The organism is Peribacillus phoenicis (genome assembly GCF_047238085.1).
Taxonomy (GTDB): domain Bacteria; phylum Bacillota; class Bacilli; order Bacillales; family DSM-1321; genus Peribacillus.
The window spans coordinates 4,046,082-4,064,715 of the sequence record NZ_JBDFMF010000001.1 but is presented as its reverse complement, the minus strand read 5'-3'; the positions used below and the strand labels follow the sequence as shown (position 1 = coordinate 4,064,715).

15 protein-coding genes and 1 pseudogene are annotated in these 18,634 nt (G+C 32.6%); all 16 read left to right on the top strand.

The features are described 5' to 3' along the window. Nucleotides 1–98: 98 nt before the first annotated feature. The 16 genes and pseudogenes from ABC374_RS19905 to ABC374_RS19830 all read left to right on the top strand — a co-directional run bounded on the left by ABC374_RS19905 (nucleotide 99) and on the right by ABC374_RS19830 (nucleotide 18,425). Nucleotides 99–1,244 (top strand): suppressor of fused domain protein, encoded by a 1,146-nt coding sequence (locus ABC374_RS19905; RefSeq protein ID WP_350300019.1) that lies wholly within the window; start codon nucleotides 99–101, stop codon nucleotides 1,242–1,244. Nucleotides 1,245–1,381: 137 nt separating this feature from the next. Beyond that, on the top strand, nucleotides 1,382–1,678 hold the full coding sequence (locus tag ABC374_RS19900) for a contact-dependent growth inhibition system immunity protein (protein ID WP_264895488.1): 297 nt from the start codon (nucleotides 1,382–1,384) through the stop codon (nucleotides 1,676–1,678). A 65-nt stretch (nucleotides 1,679–1,743) separates the two neighbouring features. Then, a complete protein-coding gene (locus tag ABC374_RS19895) occupies nucleotides 1,744–2,088 on the top strand; it encodes a tRNA-Val4 (protein ID WP_413019528.1) in 345 nt (114 codons plus the stop codon). Nucleotides 2,089–2,280: 192 nt separating this feature from the next. Then, on the top strand, nucleotides 2,281–2,736 hold the full coding sequence (locus ABC374_RS19890; RefSeq protein ID WP_350300017.1) for an SMI1/KNR4 family protein: 456 nt from the start codon (nucleotides 2,281–2,283) through the stop codon (nucleotides 2,734–2,736). 218 nt (nucleotides 2,737–2,954) lie between these two features. After that, nucleotides 2,955–3,312 (top strand): annotated as a pseudogene (locus ABC374_RS19885) (hypothetical protein). Between the two features lie 440 nt (nucleotides 3,313–3,752). Then, nucleotides 3,753–4,238: a DUF6985 domain-containing protein gene (locus ABC374_RS19880; protein WP_413019527.1), complete on the top strand. Its 486-nt coding sequence runs from the start codon at nucleotides 3,753–3,755 to the stop codon at nucleotides 4,236–4,238. A gap of 91 nt (nucleotides 4,239–4,329) precedes the next feature. After that, nucleotides 4,330–4,665 (top strand): tRNA-Val4, encoded by a 336-nt coding sequence (locus ABC374_RS19875; RefSeq protein WP_413019526.1) that lies wholly within the window; start codon nucleotides 4,330–4,332, stop codon nucleotides 4,663–4,665. Nucleotides 4,666–4,715: 50 nt separating this feature from the next. After that, a complete protein-coding gene (locus tag ABC374_RS19870) occupies nucleotides 4,716–5,165 on the top strand; it encodes an SMI1/KNR4 family protein (protein ID WP_413019525.1) in 450 nt (149 codons plus the stop codon). Nucleotides 5,166–5,247: 82 nt separating this feature from the next. Beyond that, nucleotides 5,248–5,703 (top strand): SMI1/KNR4 family protein, encoded by a 456-nt coding sequence (locus ABC374_RS19865; protein ID WP_413019524.1) that lies wholly within the window; start codon nucleotides 5,248–5,250, stop codon nucleotides 5,701–5,703. Between the two features lie 95 nt (nucleotides 5,704–5,798). After that, nucleotides 5,799–6,143 carry a tRNA-Val4 gene (locus ABC374_RS19860; protein WP_413019523.1) on the top strand — a complete coding sequence of 115 codons (345 nt, stop codon included), beginning with the start codon at nucleotides 5,799–5,801 and terminating at the stop codon, nucleotides 6,141–6,143. An 87-nt stretch (nucleotides 6,144–6,230) separates the two neighbouring features. Beyond that, a complete protein-coding gene (locus ABC374_RS19855; RefSeq protein ID WP_413019522.1) occupies nucleotides 6,231–6,686 on the top strand; it encodes an SMI1/KNR4 family protein in 456 nt (151 codons plus the stop codon). A gap of 600 nt (nucleotides 6,687–7,286) precedes the next feature. Next, complete coding sequence (locus ABC374_RS19850; protein WP_413019521.1) at nucleotides 7,287–8,915, top strand: ATP-binding protein; 1,629 nt, start codon at nucleotides 7,287–7,289, stop codon at nucleotides 8,913–8,915. A 12-nt stretch (nucleotides 8,916–8,927) separates the two neighbouring features. Then, a complete protein-coding gene (locus ABC374_RS19845; RefSeq protein WP_413019520.1) occupies nucleotides 8,928–10,802 on the top strand; it encodes an ATP-dependent nuclease in 1,875 nt (624 codons plus the stop codon). A gap of 273 nt (nucleotides 10,803–11,075) precedes the next feature. Beyond that, nucleotides 11,076–13,940 (top strand): ATP-dependent helicase, encoded by a 2,865-nt coding sequence (locus ABC374_RS19840; RefSeq protein WP_413019519.1) that lies wholly within the window; start codon nucleotides 11,076–11,078, stop codon nucleotides 13,938–13,940. Between the two features lie 11 nt (nucleotides 13,941–13,951). Then, nucleotides 13,952–15,826 (top strand): DNA methyltransferase, encoded by a 1,875-nt coding sequence (locus ABC374_RS19835; RefSeq protein ID WP_413019518.1) that lies wholly within the window; start codon nucleotides 13,952–13,954, stop codon nucleotides 15,824–15,826. Further along, complete coding sequence (locus ABC374_RS19830) at nucleotides 15,819–18,425, top strand: TnsA endonuclease N-terminal domain-containing protein (protein ID WP_413019517.1); 2,607 nt, start codon at nucleotides 15,819–15,821, stop codon at nucleotides 18,423–18,425. The genes ABC374_RS19835 and ABC374_RS19830 overlap by 8 nt, the downstream gene beginning before the upstream one ends. The last annotated feature ends 209 nt before the right edge of the window (nucleotides 18,426–18,634 follow it).

The following is an 18,634-nucleotide window of genomic DNA, read 5'->3' as shown; positions in this document are numbered from 1 at the left end:
TTAAAAAAGTAAGAGATGCTGATGGAGCCAGAGATAATATGGTGGAAATGCTTAATAAACTTGGTGATATTGCAAAAAAAGGAGGAAAAAGTTAGGGGATGGATAATAAACAAGTTGCAAAAGAAATTCGTTCGGCTATAAAAAAAGGCAATATTGAAAAAGTAGTTGCATTAATCGGCTCTAATGCTGAACTTTTAAATATGATGACTCCTTTTGGTACGTGGCTTCATGTCGCAGCTTCTAGAGGGGAATTAAATATAGTAAAAAAACTAATAGAACTTGGTTCAAATATTAATGTGCTAGGTGGAGTATACGGTGGTGGAGCTTTGAACGAAGCTGCTTCTGCAGGGCATATTGATATAGTAAGATATTTATTATCTTGTGAAGCTGATATGGACGTAAGCGAACCAGAAAGAAATCCATTGTTAGGAACCATTAGTAATGGGCATGTTGATATTGCAAAACTATTAATTGAAAGTGGTATAGATACGGGTGTTAAATATAGTGGTGCATCTAAGAAAGATATGGACGCATTAACTTTTGCAAGGGAACAAGGGCAAGAGGAAATCGTTAAGTTGTTAGAAAAACAAAAAGGGTGGTCTACTGTAACTGAAACAAACGATAATGATCAAGACCATCATCATGTGATTTTAGAGCATGTGGCTAAATACTTTGGCCCTATCAAAAAGACTATAAGTGAAACTGTTCCTGGTAGTAGAGTGTCGGTCAATATTCACATAATTCCTCCATCAATAAATAAAGATTTCACAACTCTCGTAACTACAGGGATGAGTGATGAACCTATGGACTATTCAGACAAAGAAAGTGTTTTTAAATATGCAGAGTTATTACTAAAATTGCCTTCAAGTTGGATAGTTGAAAATGAAGATATGAAAGATCAAAACCATTATTGGCCCCTTGGGTGGCTAAGGAAAGTGGCTCATATTCCACATATTTATGATGGATGGCTGAAAGAAGGGGTTATTCTTCCTAATGGAGAATCCCCACAGCCATTTGCATCAAATACAAAGTTATCTTGCATAATGGTATGTCGTCCCCAAGAATCCGAGATGGATAACGTTCCTACTAAACAGGGGAACATACACATTTATACACTCGTTCCTATTTATGAAGAAGAAAGAAATCTTGCATTGGAAAAAGGTCATGAGTATCTACTTAAAAGAATGAGTGAGAAACGGATCTCAGATGTATTGGACATACATCGGGTAAATGTCGGTATATAGTAACAGTTGTAAGACAGTGAAATGGACAGGGATTTTTTCTTGATGAGTTACATGACTAAGAATATAAGGAAAAAAGCATGTAGAGTTGAGGCTTTTGTGTTTTAACAGGTTTTCCCACAAAATAAAGGAGAATACATATGAAAAATAAAAGTTTCGATGAATTAGAAAATTTTTTGACTGCTCACTTTCATCAAGATATGGTATCACCAGATGAAGAATTAAAAGAATTTGTTAACTCAATATCAGAAAAAAGAATTTTATTAATTGCCAATGAAGTTAAGTTTTTTTTGGCTGAAAATATTTCAAATGAGGAGAAAGAAAATTTCATAGAAGAGTGCTGTGAACTTTATTTCCCTTCATTAGGAGTAACCCCGATACAGTGGCTAGAAAATATAGCTCGAGAACTGGAAAAAGCCATTCAAAAGGAGAATTAACAGGTTCACAAAAACATGTTTGGCAGTGAGTCTACTAGCTATCCAATTTATAAAAGAGGTTGAGTATGAAATATCCATACGAGTTTTTTAGAGATCATTTAGAAATGCTGAGAATAAAATTACCAGGTGAGATAGAATTATTCGCTGATTTTATTGAAGACATTTCTACTGAGCAAAAAACAAATGAGTATATTACGATAGTTGAAAGTGTTTTAAATGGTTTATATCAGGATTTTGAGATTCAACTCAATGCCACAAGTGTGTTGATAAAAAAAGATATGACAATTCTTGAACACCTTTTTACATATGAAGAGCCTTATGAAAATGAAATGGAGACAGAACAATTTAAAGAACTCATGTTAATATGGAAAAATAAAATCCCAGAAAGATTCAAGAAAAATGAGAATTGAATTTATGCTTCTAATTTGATTATTTGTTGAGAAAAAGTTAACCACCAGACCTTAAATAAGCATTATGAGTTTAAGTGAAAACGGATGAAAATCGAAGATATCTTCCGTACACAAGTTCACCGATGGGAACAAGAATAAAAAAAATTAATAAATCAGTGCAATACGAAATCCAAGTTTAGTAGGTGATTTTTGATGAAATATTCAGCTTTACAGGAATTCATTAAGCAGTATGGCAAAGATGATGATTTTACAGGTGGAGTAAGTGAAGACAAAGTTAAAGAAACAGAAAATAAATTACAAGTCCCACTTCCGGAGAGCTACAAATGGTTCTTAAAAAACTATGGTTCAGGAGGAAGTTTTGGTATTGATATAATTGGTTATGACTTAGTAGGTGCATCAGTAGCAGCTGCTACCAAAGATCATCAAAAGTATTATGGTTTAATCGATGGACTTGTGGTTATAGAAGATATTGATGAATTTGCTTATTGTCTCGATACTAATAAAATGAAAAATGGAGAATGCCCAGTTATTACGTGGGATAATCAAGAAGGCTATGGTCGAAAGCTTGCTGATAATTTTTCAGACTATTTTATTGAACGTCTTGAATTGGCAAAAGAAGATTGGGACGAAGATGAAGAAGATTGGTGAGTTATAAAAGAAGAAGTGGATAGAGCCTTTTGAAAATTAAAGGAACTATCCATTTTTTGTTTATTTAGATTTATACGTTTCCACATCCTACCAAAAAAGAACAAAACTGCTCATATAGGTAAAGACTTTGTGACGGGAGTTTGGGATTTTGTCACAGATTCTGGAGAAACGATTGAAGGTATGGCAAATTAGAATTTTAATGGAAAGGAGAATAATAGATGAGTAAAATGGCAATTAAAATAAGCACTGATGGTCCATTTAATAAATGTTTAGTACCGTTAAGAAAGTACACTGGTTTAGGAATTACAGACATAAAAAATAAAATTGCAAACAAAGATTTTTTTGCCGAAACGGACGCGAATGATATTGATGATATGGAGAATTTAAAAGGATTGGTTGATAATTTGTTGAAGTTAGGTACAAAAGTAAAAATATTTGATAGTGATGAATATGGAGAAGGGATTTTCGATTATCAAGAAATTTCTTATGACGAATTTATTAATAATATTGACCGATTAAAAGAAATTGTGGAAGAATTACAGGATTTAAAATGATGCTTTGTCTGACGAAGTTTAATTTAAAAAGATTAGCTATAGATTGGTCTTATTAACTATTATTCATATGTTAAGAGCTTGTGTTAGTAATGCAACATAAGCGAGTGAACGCACATAAGACAAATGCATCTTTACTTTAAAACAATCAATTCTTTCTTTCCACTTCAAAAATAAATCATTATTCATTCAAGGTTGTACCATCAATGAATAATGATTTTATGCTTTGTATAAAAGTAGAAATGTACTTGAATAAAAATGGATCAATAGCACCGGCATATCCATTATATAAATATATACAGCAGACGATATAGGTGGTCGGAGAGAAGATAATAAATATACTTGGCATGAACTTAATGATTGGAATCTATTCAAATGGTACCAAGTAAAATTAATAGTATCTTTAAACATCTGGGGGGATTTGGCGAATATAACATAAAAGTTAAGTTAGGAGATTAATTAAGAATGATAAAGATTAATGATGAGTTATTTGGAGAATTAGAATATCAAAAAAACTATTGGAGAGGTAAAATAACTATTCAAATGTTTGATATGGACATAGAAATAGTATTAAGTGTAGATGGACATGAAGAAGCTGATTTTTCAAATATACAGAGAGAGACCTTTCGTAATTTTAATAATGAAATGAAAAATATAATGGATGAAGTGGAAATGCAAATATATGAGTATTATAGTGAGAATTTTGAAGAATATAGAGTGATGTTAAGAAATAAATCGGAAGCAGATAAAATTGCTCCAAAAATCGATTCTATACTAGCTTTAAAAAGATTAGTGAAGCCTACAGAGTTAATTGTAAGAAGAGCAAGGAAGAATAGAAAAAGAAGACTAGGTTTACTATGTGATGTCACTTGGGATATTGAAGATAGATTAGGAGTTAAAATTGAAGATGAAGTTGTAGAAGAGGTAGGTTATCAAGATATCGTTCTATAATAATGTTATTTGTACTGAAAGAGTCAAAAAAACCTTGATAGGCTACCTACCTTTCAGAACGGCAAATCCATTTAAAAGGGGATCAAAGCGTATGAAATATTCATATGAGTTAAAGAAAGATCCATTTGGCGATTTAGGAATAATTTTGCCGGAAGAAATTTGTCTTTTAACAGATTTCATTGAAAATATTGCAACAGTGGACCAAGTCGATGAATATATAGAATATATCGAAAAGGTTTTAAAAGGGACATTTGAGGACTTTGAAATTGAATTAAATGCTACAAGTGTACTCATAAAAAAAGATGTAACAATTGTTGAAAACTTTTTTAGAATTGATGAACCTCAAGAAAATACGATAGAAACAAAGCAATTTATAGAATTACTTTTAATATGGCGAGATAAAATTCCAGAGATATTCCAAGGGTGAATTCGAGGGATAAACCATTAATGGAAAATAGATAAGAGGAGAATATTAAAATGGTAAGAATTGAAAACTCGCATAATAAGCTTTCTCTAGAAGTGATAGAGCAATTTGAAACAGAAAATAATGTGAAATTAACGGAAAAGTATAAGGGATTCTTACTTAAATGGAATGGGGGAACTCCTGAGTCAAGTATTTTTGATATATCTGAAGAGCAGGGAAAAAGTGTTTTGAATGTATTTAATGGGATAGGTGACATGTATGATAACTTGGAAAAGGTCATGGACATATATGAGTATAGACTTCCAGAAGGATTTATTCCAATAGCTGATGATCCTGCTGGTAATACTATATGCTTAGGCACTAAAGCTCCTTATATGGATAATATTTATTTTTGGGATCATGAGCAAGAACCTGAAAATCCTGATGATATGAGCAATATGTATTTTCTAGCCAATGATATTAATGAATTTTTAGAAAAATTATCTGAAGACGTTGAAGAATAATTCATGTTATTAATCAAGGACTTCAAAGTATTGGAAGGGGAGAGGAGAGCAATACGGAACTCAAGACTAGAAGGTGAATTAGTTGAAGTATTCCAAGTTACAAGAATTTATTAAAACAAATCGTCAAGATGCTTATTTTACAGGTGGAGTAAGTGATGAAAAAGTTCAAGAAACAGAAATTAAATTACAAGTCCCTCTTCCGGATAGCTATAAATGGTTTTTAAGGAACTATGGTTATGGTGGTATTTTTGGTGTAGAAATAATCGGATATGGATTAGCTGGTCCAGCAGTAGTAGATGCCACTAAAGATTATCAAAAGCATTATAAATTAATTGACGGGATAGTGGTTATAGAAAATGTTGATGAATTTGCTTACTGTCTCGATACTAACAAAATGCAAAATGGAGAATGCCCAGTGATTCTTTGGGATAACCAAGAAGGATATGGTTTTACCGCAGCTGACAATTTTCTAGACTATTTGATCGAAAGTCTTGAGGAGGCAAAAGAAAACTGGGATGAAGACGAAGAGGATTGGTGAAAGCTGGATTTATATGAATTGATAATGCTATAAGGATTTTTTGGAACGGCTGATAGCTCTTTTGAAATTCAAAGGGACTACGATGGAGGGTGAGTATGAAATATTCATACGTTTTTTTTAGAGACCATGTTGGGACATTGAGAATAAAATTATCGGATGAAATAAAATTATTCGCTGATTTTATTGAAGACATCCCTACAGAGGAAGAAGCAGATGAGTATATTACGATAGTTGAAAATGTCTTAAATGGTTTCCATGAAAAATTTGAAATTCAACTTAATGCAACAAGTGTGCTAATAAAAAAAGAAATGACAGTGCTTGAACACTTTTATACATATGAAGAGCCTTATGAAAATGAAATGGAGACTGAAGAATTTAAAGAACTCATGATAATATGGAAAAATAAAATCCCAGAAAGATTCAAGAAAAATGAGAAATGAGTTTATGCTTCTAATTTGATTATTCCCTTAGTGTATTCTTCAAACTTGTCCGTGCGATACGAAACTAAGGATTAGCAGGTGATTTTGTTGAAATATTCAGCTTTACAGGAATTTATTAAGCAGTATGGCGAAGATGATGATTTTACAGGTGGAGTAAGTGAAGACAAAGTAAAAGAAACTGAACAAAAATTACAGGTCTCATTACCGGAAAGTTACAAGTGGTTTTTAAGAAATTATGGTTACGGTGGACTTTTTGGAGTGAGAATAATTGGATATGGTTTTACGGGTCCAGCAGTAGTAGATGCTACTAAAGGTCATCAAAAGTATTATGATTTAATAGATGGACTTGTGGTTATAGAAGATATTGATGAATTTGCCTATTGCCTCGATACTAATAAAATGAAGAATGGTGAATGTCCAGTTATAATGTGGGATAATCATGAAGGCTATGGTCGAACGCTTGCCGATAATTTTTTAGACTATTTTATGGAACGCCTTGAATTGGCAAAAGAAGATTGGGATGAAGATGAAGAAGATTGGTAATAAAGTAAGAAATGTTTTTATATAAGAAGAAGTGGATAGAGCCTTTAGAAAATCAAAGGGAATATCCATTTCTTTTTTCATTTAGATTTATGTACTTCAATATCCTTTAAAGGTCGATGCTTATAAATATCGCTCATAAAGCGCCGAAATTTCATATTTTTATGAATTAAATAAAATCAATGATAATAAGACAACAGATAAAATGGTAGTTGAATTTATAGAACGTGTCAAAAATATAGCTGAAGTCCAAACAAGTAGATAATGATTTAATTTTTTATTTAATACAGACCTGCTCGATAAGAATCCAATTTGATCAAACTTTTTTCAAAATGGATTCTTCTTATTTATCGTAAAAAATTGGTTTGTGAGGTATTTTGATCATACTTTATTTCAAAGCAACAGTTACTGAACTAACAGATGCTTTTGTATTTTTTTATAGGTTTGTCATTAGATATCTAGTAAAAATGATATGACTATATTATGTAATAATAGTGAAGGCAATAATGTATAATATAATAATACTAGAAAATATAAACTTAAATATAAAATTTATCCACCTGGATTAAAAGTACTATCAAATTAAATTATGGGGTGAGTTAGATGGACTTTAGAGAAAATGATTTACAGTTTGGGACAGTTAGAAGTGTCGATGGAAGTAAAGTAATAATTAAGGCTAACTTTTTGAAAAAAAAACTTGACACAATAACTTACCATGTAGAAGTTGGTTCGTTTGTTAACTGTGGGAGTGTGTATCACGGAGATACAATTTGTATTATTACAAGAGTATATATAGAAGAAATAGAAAAAAGAGATGCGTCGATTTTAACAAATCAAATAGTTGAGTTAGATATAGTTGGTAGTGCCAATCAAAGTGGCAAGTTTACAAGAGGTATAGATCAGCTTCCTCATATAAGTAGTAACTCTTATTTACTAACAGGTGACCAAATTAATCATTTACTAGGTGTTGTAGGAAGTGATCAACCAAGCGAATTACCCAAAAAATACTTTAAAGTTGGCAAAAGGTCTATGCGTGGAGCTGGCGATGTATACTTTGACTTAGATAAATTCTTAGGAAGACATGTAGCAATTGTCGGTACTACTGGCAGTGGCAAAAGTAGTACAGTAGCAAATATTGTTCAATCCATACTGAGGGATTATCCTCAACCTAGAGTTGTTTTTTTTGATATCCACAATGAATATCCTAACGCGTTTACAGGAGAGTGGGAAAATAAAGCTAATTGCATTAAATGGAGTAATTTTAAATTACCTTATTGGTTTTTAGATTTAGATGAATTTATTGATATTTACTACCCTGAAGCGGGGGGAACACAGAAAATGCATTTAAAAGATATCTTGGAAAGACTAAAGAAAAATTCAGTAGATGAAGAAACAATGAAAAACAAAATTACCGTGGACAGTCCAATATATTTCAGCTTTGAAGAATTAATTACTCAAATTGAGGCTCTAAGAGAGAACCAAACTGCAAGTAAAAAAGAACCGTTTGATAAAATGCTATTAAAAATTCAAAGTAAATATAATGATAATAGGTTTGAATTTTTAAATGGAAACAGAGATGAATCTACATCATTAAGTAGCTACTTTGAGTTTTTACTAGGATTGACTCCCGGCAACCCGACTTTTATTTCTGTATTAGACTTAAGTGGTCTTCCTGCAGAAATAAGAACAGTTTGTGTAGGGGTTTTGACAAGATTACTTTTTGATTATAAGTACTGGGACATGGATCCTGAAAACCTTCCCTTAGCATTGGTTTTAGAAGAGGCTCATACGTATATACCTGAGGATAGTTCTACAAAATATTCTTTATGTCTTGAAAGAGTTGAGAAAGTTGCTAAGGAAGGAAGAAAATATGGTATAAGTTTAATTGTCGTTACACAACGGCCTTCAAACGTATCATCAACAGTATTATCTCAATGTGGTACGTTTATTTCATTACGACTTACGAATGATTTAGATCAAAATAAAATAAAAAGATTACTTCCAGACAGCCTTGGGGAACAATCTAACATCTTATCTACTCTTAGAGATGGTGAAGCATTAGTAACTGGAGATGCTATGATGTTACCAGGTAGAGTTCGATTTGATCAGCCTATTCCTAGACCTAAAAGTAATGATGTTAGGTTTCATAAATCATGGACTGAAGGTCCACCGCCAGGGTATGAAGCGAGCAACATTACTAATGCATGGAATATCAGACAAAAAAATATCTAGGAGTAGATAAAGTTGAAAATCAACGAGATTCGTTTAAAAGGTTGGAGATCATATTCGGATTCTGAAGAAGTGGTCTTGAAAGATTTAAAACACATTAATATAATAATAGGTCCGAATAACTCTGGGAAATCTAATATTTTTAAGTATTTGTATTATTTGCGTAATGATTGTGTAGAGCATAAGAAAGATAAACTTTCAAATATAAAATATGATAACTACAATAATATTCCAAGGTCATTCCCAATTGAAAATACATGGGCAGAAAGTTCTTGTAATATCCATGCGGATATCAAAGTAGAAGAGATACTTTTTCCTTTTGAAAAATCTCCTCAACTGCATGAAAAGACTTCGAAGATTCATTTATCGAGTGAGCATAAAACAAATGATAATATTTCGTGTCTTTCAGTGAAATATGGAGATTTTACTCTTCTCGAAGAATTTAAGACCAACCCAAAGTTACTTAGAGAAACAGATAAATTATACATAAATCCAACTGAGGATATGGATTTTATTCATGATACTTTTCAATATTGGTATGCTTTCTTAGACAGTCTATATTTCGTAGATGCTATAAGGCACCATAGTAGAACCTCGTCTTCACAAATAGAAAGCGATTTTGATGGAAGTGAAATTGTTGGGGAAATAATTAGAATTAGAAACAAGGAAAGTCAGATTTGGCGTGCTTTCAAGCAAAAATTAGTAAGTTGGTTAAAGCAAATACTAAACGAATCTCATTTTGAACTTGACCCCAGTGAAAGCGAGCTAAGATTTTATATTAAAAGAGGAGAAAAGGAAATACCTGCTAGCCTTGCTCAGTTAGGAACAGGAGTAGCCCAACTTGTAATGTTACTCTCTTTTTTATATTTGAACAAAGAACGTTCCTTGAATGTATTCATTGAAGAACCTGAAGGGAATTTACACCCTGAAGCGGTAATTCAATTTATACATATTATTAAAGAAAATTTCAAAAATCATCGTTTTTTTATTACAACTCATTCTTCAATTTTAATAGATCAAGTAGATGAAGATTGGACCGTACACCGTGTAGTAAGAAAAGGCAATCAATCATCCACTTTATTGCCTTGCTCTAAAGTGATTGAGAAATACGAAATATTAGATCAGTTAGGTATAAAAGCATCTCAACTATTACAAAGTAATTTAATCATTTGGATTGAGGGTCCTAGTGATAGAATATACATCAATAAATGGATAAAAGACCATACCCCTTCAGGATTAGAATTTATAGAAGGCAGACATTATAGTTTTTTAATGTATGGCGGGGCTAATTTAACATCATTCGATATATTATCTGAAAGTAATTATATAGATATTCTTTCTACTAGTAGGTATGCGATAGTAGTATGTGATTCCGATAAAAAACAACAAGCCGATTCCTATAAAAGCCGAGTTCAAAAATTAGTTGATCGAGTTCATGAGCTCACCGCCGGTATGCCCGGCCATGAATCAAGTCTAAGTAACTACTTAGAGGTTTGGATTACTGAAGGAAGAGAAATTGAAAACTACATACCACATGAGTTATTTGAAAGAATAATAAAAAAAGATGAATTTTTGAGAAAACGAATAAAAGTAAACGACATTTCGAGGAACCTTGTTTATACGGAAGATTCTAATATTTTAGGACAATATGACTCTTTTGATGAATTCTTTGCAAAAAAATATAAATATGATGACAATACACCGCTAAGTAGTACTGAAATTAACAATATATCTTCTAGTTATTCCCAAAAGAAAGTTTTAATAGCCCAAGAGTTGGTTAATGAATGGGGTGTGGAAGACTATGGCGCATTTGATTTAAAAGAAAAGATTGACGGAATCATCAAACTGATTTTAAGAGCAAATGGAATGCAGTCACTTGTTGCCAAATAGTAATTAAAGTATTTTGGAAAAGAGCAAATTCCTACCGAGTTTGCTCTTTTTGTCTATCCGTTGTTAGTTTAAGAAATATGCTAATCCACATGAAAGAGTTGTTTATTATTATAAGTGCATGGTTTAGTAACTTAAGACGAATTAACTTACTCTTAAAATCAATGAGATAGGTCATTTAGCGATATTTAATCTCTCATACTACATAAATGTGACGACTCTTATAGATTTCTTTTATAATGGTATGAAAGTAGGGTGAATAGGGGTGTAAATAGGATGAGCGGACTAAATAAAAATCAGCAAAAAGCAGTTGAAACGACAGAAGGGCCACTATTAATTATTGCTGGCCCAGGTTCTGGAAAGTCCTTTACACTTGTTGAAAGGATTTATTACCTAATTACTGAAAAAAATGTTGAAGCAGAAAACATCTTGGTGGCGACATTTACGGAGAAAGCGGCTCAAGAACTAATAACTCGTGTTTCTAATCGTCTGAACGAAGCTAATATTTCTTTTAATTTAAACGAGATGTATTTAGGTACAATTCATTCAATTTGTTTGCGGATTTTAGAAGAAAACCAAGAGTTTACACGACTTAAGAAAAACTTCATATTAATGGATCAGTTTGATCAGCAGTACTTCCTATATCAAAGGATATATGAATATACACAGTTACCAAACGTAGATCTATTATTGGGAGAGAGAGCTTCTAGATGGAAGAAAGCAGAGACGCTGTTGAAATGGCTTAATAAAGTTAGTGAGGAAATATTGGACGTTGAACAATTAAAGAATTCATCAGAACTACAGGTTCAGGCACTAGGTTACTGCTATGGACTTTATTCTCAACATCTCGCAGAAGAGAATGCGCTCGATTTTTCCACAATTCAGTTAGAAGCATACCGTTTATTAAAAAAACATTCAGAAATCACAACTCAACTTAGCGGAAATTTGCACTATCTTATGATTGACGAATTTCAGGATACCAATACTATCCAAGAAGAAATAATATTCTTACTAGCAGGAGAAAAACAAAATATTTGTGTGGTTGGGGACGATGATCAGGGCCTGTATCGATTTAGAGGAGCTACAATTAGAAATATTTTGGAGTTTCCATCAAAGTTTGAACAAGGAAAATGTAAACAAGTAGAGTTATCAACTAATTATCGTTCACATCCATTAATTATTCAGTTCTATAATCAGTGGATGGAACGACTTAAATGGTCATACGGGGGTAAAACGTTTAGATATGATAAACGGATTGAACCTAGAGAAGGCGAACATCCAGATAGTAGAACGGTAATAAAAGTATCGGGTTCAGATGGATTAGGAAACTGGGAAGAAGAAGTGTATCAATTTCTTATTTCAATGAAAGAAAAAGGAAGACTGACTGATTGGAATAAAGTAGCTTTCCTTTTTCGCTCCATAAAAAATGAAAAAGTAGTTTCATTAGCAAATTATTTAGAAAAAAGGAACATCCCTGTATATTCCCCAAGATCCAATATGTTTTTTGATAGAGAAGAAATTCGTCTAATAATTGGAGCATTTTTGTTTTTATTCCCCCAATTTCCACAAGTAAGGAAATGGGAAGTAAACGCTTATTTAGTTGAATGGGAAATGTATGACCAGTACTTACGAGAGTTTGCTGAAGAGTTACGGAAAACTGAAAACGAAAAATTATTGAAATGGTGTCGTGGTCGTGCGAAGGAACATATGAATCTTCAGAAGAACACGGATTATTCATTTGCAGGCCTTTTTTATCAGTTACTTCAGTTTAGTTTATTTAATCGTTATTTAGAACAAGACTCGTACAAAGTAAAGGATAGTCGTCCTGTTAGAAACATGTCACTTTTTTCGAAGCTACTAACAAAGTTTGAGTATCTTCATAGGGTAACAGTTTTTACACCGAAGACTATTAATACTCATCTAACCACTTTTTTTAATCAGTTTTTACGATTCTTAATTAATGGTGGAATTAATGAATATGAGGATGAATCTGAATATGCACCGAGTGGATGTGTATCATTTTTAACAATTCATCAATCAAAGGGGTTAGAGTTCCCAGTAGTGGTTGTTGACTCCCTAGATGCTACACCAAGAAAGCAGCATAGTAATTTAGATGAAATTCTCCAAGAAACTTATTACCGTAAGGAACCATTTGAACCTTTGGAGAGTACTAAGTATTACGACTTTTGGCGTTTGTATTACACTGCATTTTCAAGAGCACAGAACTTACTTGTTTTAAGTTGTCAAGAAAACACTGCTAGTGGACATGGTACGAGAAATGTTCCTTCAAAACCATTTATTGAGTCATATAACACACTTGAAAGTTGGAGAGATACTAATAGCATCTACGATTTGGATATTGAAAAAGTGAAGGAAGTAAATATTAAGAAAGAATATTCCTTTACCTCGCATATAAACATTTTTGAAACATGCGCTCTACAATATAAGTTCTATAAGGAATTTGAGTTTTCTCCTGTTCGACAAGGTGCTACGTTATTTGGTACGCTTGTTCATCAGACAATAGAAGATATTCACAAATCGGCACTCCGTGGAGAGAAATCAAAAATCACAGAAGAAAATGTGGGGGATTGGTTTAATGCCAACTATAATAACTTAGTAAAAAAGGAACGGGTGTACCTTGCTCCACAAACACAAAAAGCTGCCTTAAATCAGGTATTAAAATATGTTGAAAAACAGAATAATAAATGGTCACACATAAAAGAAGCAGAAGTAGATGTTTCTTTAGTAAAAGACAAGTATATTCTTAAAGGAACGATTGATCTAATAAAGGGTCGGAATAACACTGTTGAAATTATTGATTTTAAATCAGAGAAAAAGCCAGACTTGGTTAAAGAAGCAGATATGATGTATCATTATAAAAGGCAACTAGAGGTCTATGCCCACTTAGTAGAAGAAAGAACGGGACAAAAAGTAAGTAAAATGCATTTGTATTATACTGGAGAAGAAAATAGTAATCCATACGTCACTTTTCCTAAGGACACAAAATCTATTGATAAGACGATCACTACTTTTGATGAAATTGTTAGAAAAATTGAGGAAAAAGACTTCACGATAAAAAAACGTCCAATAAAGCAATGTCGTAACTGTGATATGCGTTTTTACTGTGATGAGAAGTTATAGGAGTGAAAAAATTGAGTACAAATGAGCAAGATATAAATGTAGAACAATACGAATTCGAACCAATTAAAGGATATCCGATGTTGAATTGGAAGGGGAAACGTCCCTTCCGCTCAACTCAATTCTATCCAGCACAACTAAAAGAAACTCACAGAGAAGCAGTTGATGGATGGGTAAATAAGATTTTTTGGGGAGATAATCTTCAAGTGATGAGTCACTTGTTAAAAGAATATAGAGGAAGAATTAATTTAGTTTATATTGATCCGCCATTTGATTCAAAGGCTGACTATAAAAAAAAGATAAATTTAAAAGGTGAAAGTGTTATTAATGATCATAATGCTTTTGAAGAAAAACAGTATACAGATATTTGGACTAATGATGAATATTTACAGTTTATATATGAAAGACTTATTTTGCTAAAAGAGTTACTCACAGAGGATGGGAGTATCTATTTACATTGTGACTGGCACAAAAGTCACTATATCCGAATTATGATGGATGAAATATTTGGAGTAGATAACTTCTTGAATGAAATTGTCTGGAAGCGATCAGGTGTGCATGCTTCGAAAAAGGGTTTTGGACCCGTCCATGATACTATTCTTTATTATAAAAAAGGAACGGAATTTGTGTGGAATAAACAGTATGTTCCTTATGAAAAAGAATATGAAGAATCATGGTTTAACAAAATTGATGAAGATGGTAGGCGTTATGGTTTAGTAGTATGCAGTGCCCCTGGTGAAAGAAAAGGCACACTTGCTCACTATGAATGGAAAGGGCACTTTCCACCTGTTGGGAGACACTGGGCTTATATAAAGGAAAAAATGATAGAACTTGAGATAGCAGGTTTATTAGAACATTCACGGAATGGAGTACCCTATGTTAGAAAATATCTTGATGAGAGTCCAGGAGTCCCTGCGAATGATATATGGACAGATACAGGGCATATAAAATCGAAGTCCTTTGAAAATTATAATTATCCTACACAGAAACCCGAAAAGTTAATAAAGAGAATAATTGAGGCATCCTCTAATCCTGGTGGTATAGTTTTTGATTGTTTTATGGGCTCGGGGACTACACAAGCTGTCGCAATGAAATTAGGGCGACGTTTCCTTGGATCAGATATTAATTTGGGTGCTATACAGACCACTACTAAGAGATTAATAAAAATTTTAAATGAAAATGAGGAAAATATCCCTGGCTTTGAAGTATATAATGTTAACAACTATGATATTTTTCGTAATCCTGTTCAAGCAAAAGAATTACTCATAGAAGCACTAGAAATTCAACCGATATATAATAATATCCTTTACGATGGTGAAAAAGATGGCAGGTTGGTAAAAATTATGCCAGTTAACCGTATTGCAACAAGATCGGATCTTAATGAACTTATTACAAATTTTGATTATAAATTATTCGAAAGACGGCAAATGGAAAGCCCAACCCAACCAGTAGAAAGACTATTACTTGTATGCATGGGCCATGAGCCAGACTTAGCTGCTGCTCTTGAGCAAGAGGTGGGTTTTAAGCTCGATATCGAGGTTGTTGACATTTTAAGGGATAAATCAAATCTTGAGTTTAAACGTGATTCTGAAGCGGATGTTATTGTGGACCGTGGGAAACTAATTATTAGAAATTTCTACCCGATGAACCTTCTTCAAAAATTGAGCATCATGAAAGAAAATGTGGGTTATTGGGAAGAGCTTGTTGAATCTGTGATGATTGATTGGAACTATGATGGAGCGGTTTTAGAGCCGACAGTAGTTGATATTCCAGCGAAAAACGAATTAGTAACAGGGATCTATGAAATTCCTGAGGATGCGGGAACAATTCGAGTGAAGATTACTGATTTACTATCGGAGTCTTTTGAGGTGAGTATAGATAATGGCTAAGACCAAAGACTTTGCATTAGATTTTGCATTTTTTACTTATTTAAGAGACTTTTATGTAGAAAATAAAGGTTTGATTCGGAATCATTATAGAAATCTTTCGAAGAAGTTTTTAGACTTTAATGATTCTGTTAACCCTAATTCCTTTCTTCGTAAACCTCAGTTTGAAGCATTGGAAATGTATATATTCTTAAAGGAATATGTGGATAATAGACAAGTTCATGAAGTGTTTGAGAATTGGTACTACAAACAAAATGGTTTTGAAAAGAGAAGTGATTACGGATTTTCAGAAGGCGAGCAAGGAACTTTATTTAGTATTGACGTTGACCAATACCAAAGTGTCTTTGCCCGCATGAAAAAGTTTGCTCAAGAATATCCCAATTATATCTTTGCTTTGACGATGGGTATAGGTAAAACTATACTGATGGCAACTTGTATCTTTTATGAATTTTTATTGGCAAATAAGTTTCCTAAAGACAGAAAATATTGTCACAATGCATTGGTCTTTGCACCAGACAAAACAGTATTACAATCCTTAAAGGAAATTTTGACTTTTGATAGGTCGAGGGTTATACCTCCTGAATATTTAAATTGGCTAAACACTCATTTGAAAATTCACTTTCTAGAGGACTCTAGTACAACCTTAAACACGATTGACCGTTCGAAATATAATATCATTATTTCAAATACACAGAAGATTATCTTAAAGCGTCAGCATAAAGAAAAAACTAAGATTGACCAACTATTCAGTTCTCATTCTTATGGAACGGGAACCGCATATGATGATATATCAGACTTATATGGCTTTGATCAACCAGAAGACGAAGGTGAGCTAATTGATAATCAACGATTTTCTAAGTTGACTCGTTTGGAACAAATTGGGATTTATGTCGATGAGGCTCATCATGCTTTTGGGAATGCACTTGCAAAGGACATGGGCCTAAAAGTAGCAACAACTAGTTTAAGGCTAACAATTAATGAACTTGCTAAGTCTTTAAGAAAATTAGGCTCTTCAGTTGTGGCATGCTATAACTACACAGGAACACCTTATGCTGGTAAAGAAATTTTTCCAGAAGTCGTTTATGCGTATGGTTTAAAAGATGCAATTGGTAAGAAGTACCTTAAAAAGGTTACTGTCAATGGGTACTCAAATCCAAAATCAAAAGAGTTTATTCATTTAGCAGTTAAAAATTTTTGGGAAAAAAATAATGAAAATCGCTATGAAGGAATGCTACCCAAACTTGCTATCTTTGCTAGTACGGTCGAGGAACTTCAAAATGAACTAAAGCCCACTTTGGAAGAAATCTTAAATGAGTTAAATATTCCACTCGATAAGATATTAGTAAACGTAGGTGATAATAAATTAACTTCTAATGATGATATTAGAGAGTTTAACCGATTAGATACACCTTCATCCGAAAAACAGTTTATTCTTCTTGTTAATAAAGGACGTGAAGGATGGAATTGTAGGTTTTTATTTGGCGTCGCTCTATTTAGAAAGCCTAAGTCAAAGATATTTGTATTACAAGCAACGATGCGCTGTTTAAGAGCAATAGGATTTGTCCAGGAAACTGCTAATGTATATCTTTCGGACGAAAACATGGAAATCCTTGAAGAAGAACTAGAACAAAATTTCCGTATGAGCATTAACGATTTATCGAAAAAAGATAGCCCGAATATTCCATATCAAATTAAATTGGTTGCACCACCAGTTAAGATAAAAGTAAACCGTAAGAAAAAACTTTATGAATTGAAAGTAAAAGATCTAATTGATGCTGTAGACTTTGAATTTGAGAAGGTGGATTTTGAAAAATACAAATTGGTTCATACAGAGCAAGTAGGGTTGGTAACAGGTAAAATTTATAGAAAAGTTAGCGAAGACTTAACTGAGTATCGTGTGAAAAGAGAGTATAGTCAATTGACCATAGTTGCTGAAATTTCTAGATATTTAAATCGTTCATGTATAGAACTAGATAAGATTTTAGACAGTTCTAAACAGGGGTATAAAGTTTTATTGAAGTACGTAAATACTTATAATGAACTTCTTTATGACTGGATTATCCCTAAATTATTTAATGAAATTTATAAATTGGAAAGTTATGATAAAAAGGAAACGAAAGAAATCGAACTCGTTAAGGAACCAAAGGAAGGATACTACAGAGTAACTGCTAATCCAAAGCTCGTAGTAGAAATTAATGATACTGAGTTTAAAGATTTTATTAATAAAAGTTTTCATTTGGATACCTACTGCTTTGATTCCAATCCAGAAAAGCAGTTCTTTGAAGAAATCGTACGTCATGAAGATATAAAAAAGGTTTACTTTACAGGTATGCTTACGCATGGGCAATCAGATTTTTATATTCAGTATATAGACCCTGATTCAAACACTGTGAGAAGTTATTACCCCGACTTTTTAATAGAGAAGAATGATGGGAGAATACTTATTATCGAAGTAAAAGGTGATAATAAGATTGATGATCCAATCGTGAAAGCTAAAGAAAAAGCAGCAAGAGAAATTGCAACTGCAAGTGATATGATTTATCGACTAATTCCAGGTAGTCAAGTTATGAAGGGTCATTCGGAATCAGTACTAAAAGTTTAGATTAAACAGACTAAAACTCATAGCATCAACTATGGGAGCTAAAATAAAAATTTCACTATAAAAGGAGGTGAATAAAAATTTAGATAGGTAACATAACATATTAAAAAAACAATATGTTACAGTAAAAATATATCAAATACATTGGGATAGCGATAATTAATAAATTTATATCTCTATCACGGAGATGTGGTAGGATTATTGGAAAAACT

What these genes read in the sequence shown, in the direction of transcription:
- ABC374_RS19905 (WP_350300019.1), top strand. Translation starts at nt 99, where the DNA reads ATGGATAATAAACAAGTTGCAAAAGAAATTCGTTCGGCTATAAAAAAA.
- ABC374_RS19900 (WP_264895488.1), top strand. Translation starts at nt 1,382, where the DNA reads ATGAAAAATAAAAGTTTCGATGAATTAGAAAATTTTTTGACTGCTCAC.
- ABC374_RS19895 (WP_413019528.1), top strand. Translation starts at nt 1,744, where the DNA reads ATGAAATATCCATACGAGTTTTTTAGAGATCATTTAGAAATGCTGAGA.
- ABC374_RS19890 (WP_350300017.1), top strand. Translation starts at nt 2,281, where the DNA reads ATGAAATATTCAGCTTTACAGGAATTCATTAAGCAGTATGGCAAAGAT.
- ABC374_RS19880 (WP_413019527.1), top strand. Translation starts at nt 3,753, where the DNA reads ATGATAAAGATTAATGATGAGTTATTTGGAGAATTAGAATATCAAAAA.
- ABC374_RS19875 (WP_413019526.1), top strand. Translation starts at nt 4,330, where the DNA reads ATGAAATATTCATATGAGTTAAAGAAAGATCCATTTGGCGATTTAGGA.
- ABC374_RS19870 (WP_413019525.1), top strand. Translation starts at nt 4,716, where the DNA reads ATGGTAAGAATTGAAAACTCGCATAATAAGCTTTCTCTAGAAGTGATA.
- ABC374_RS19860 (WP_413019523.1), top strand. Translation starts at nt 5,799, where the DNA reads ATGAAATATTCATACGTTTTTTTTAGAGACCATGTTGGGACATTGAGA.
- ABC374_RS19850 (WP_413019521.1), top strand. Translation starts at nt 7,287, where the DNA reads ATGGACTTTAGAGAAAATGATTTACAGTTTGGGACAGTTAGAAGTGTC.
- ABC374_RS19840 (WP_413019519.1), top strand. Translation starts at nt 11,076, where the DNA reads ATGAGCGGACTAAATAAAAATCAGCAAAAAGCAGTTGAAACGACAGAA.
- ABC374_RS19830 (WP_413019517.1), top strand. Translation starts at nt 15,819, where the DNA reads ATGGCTAAGACCAAAGACTTTGCATTAGATTTTGCATTTTTTACTTAT.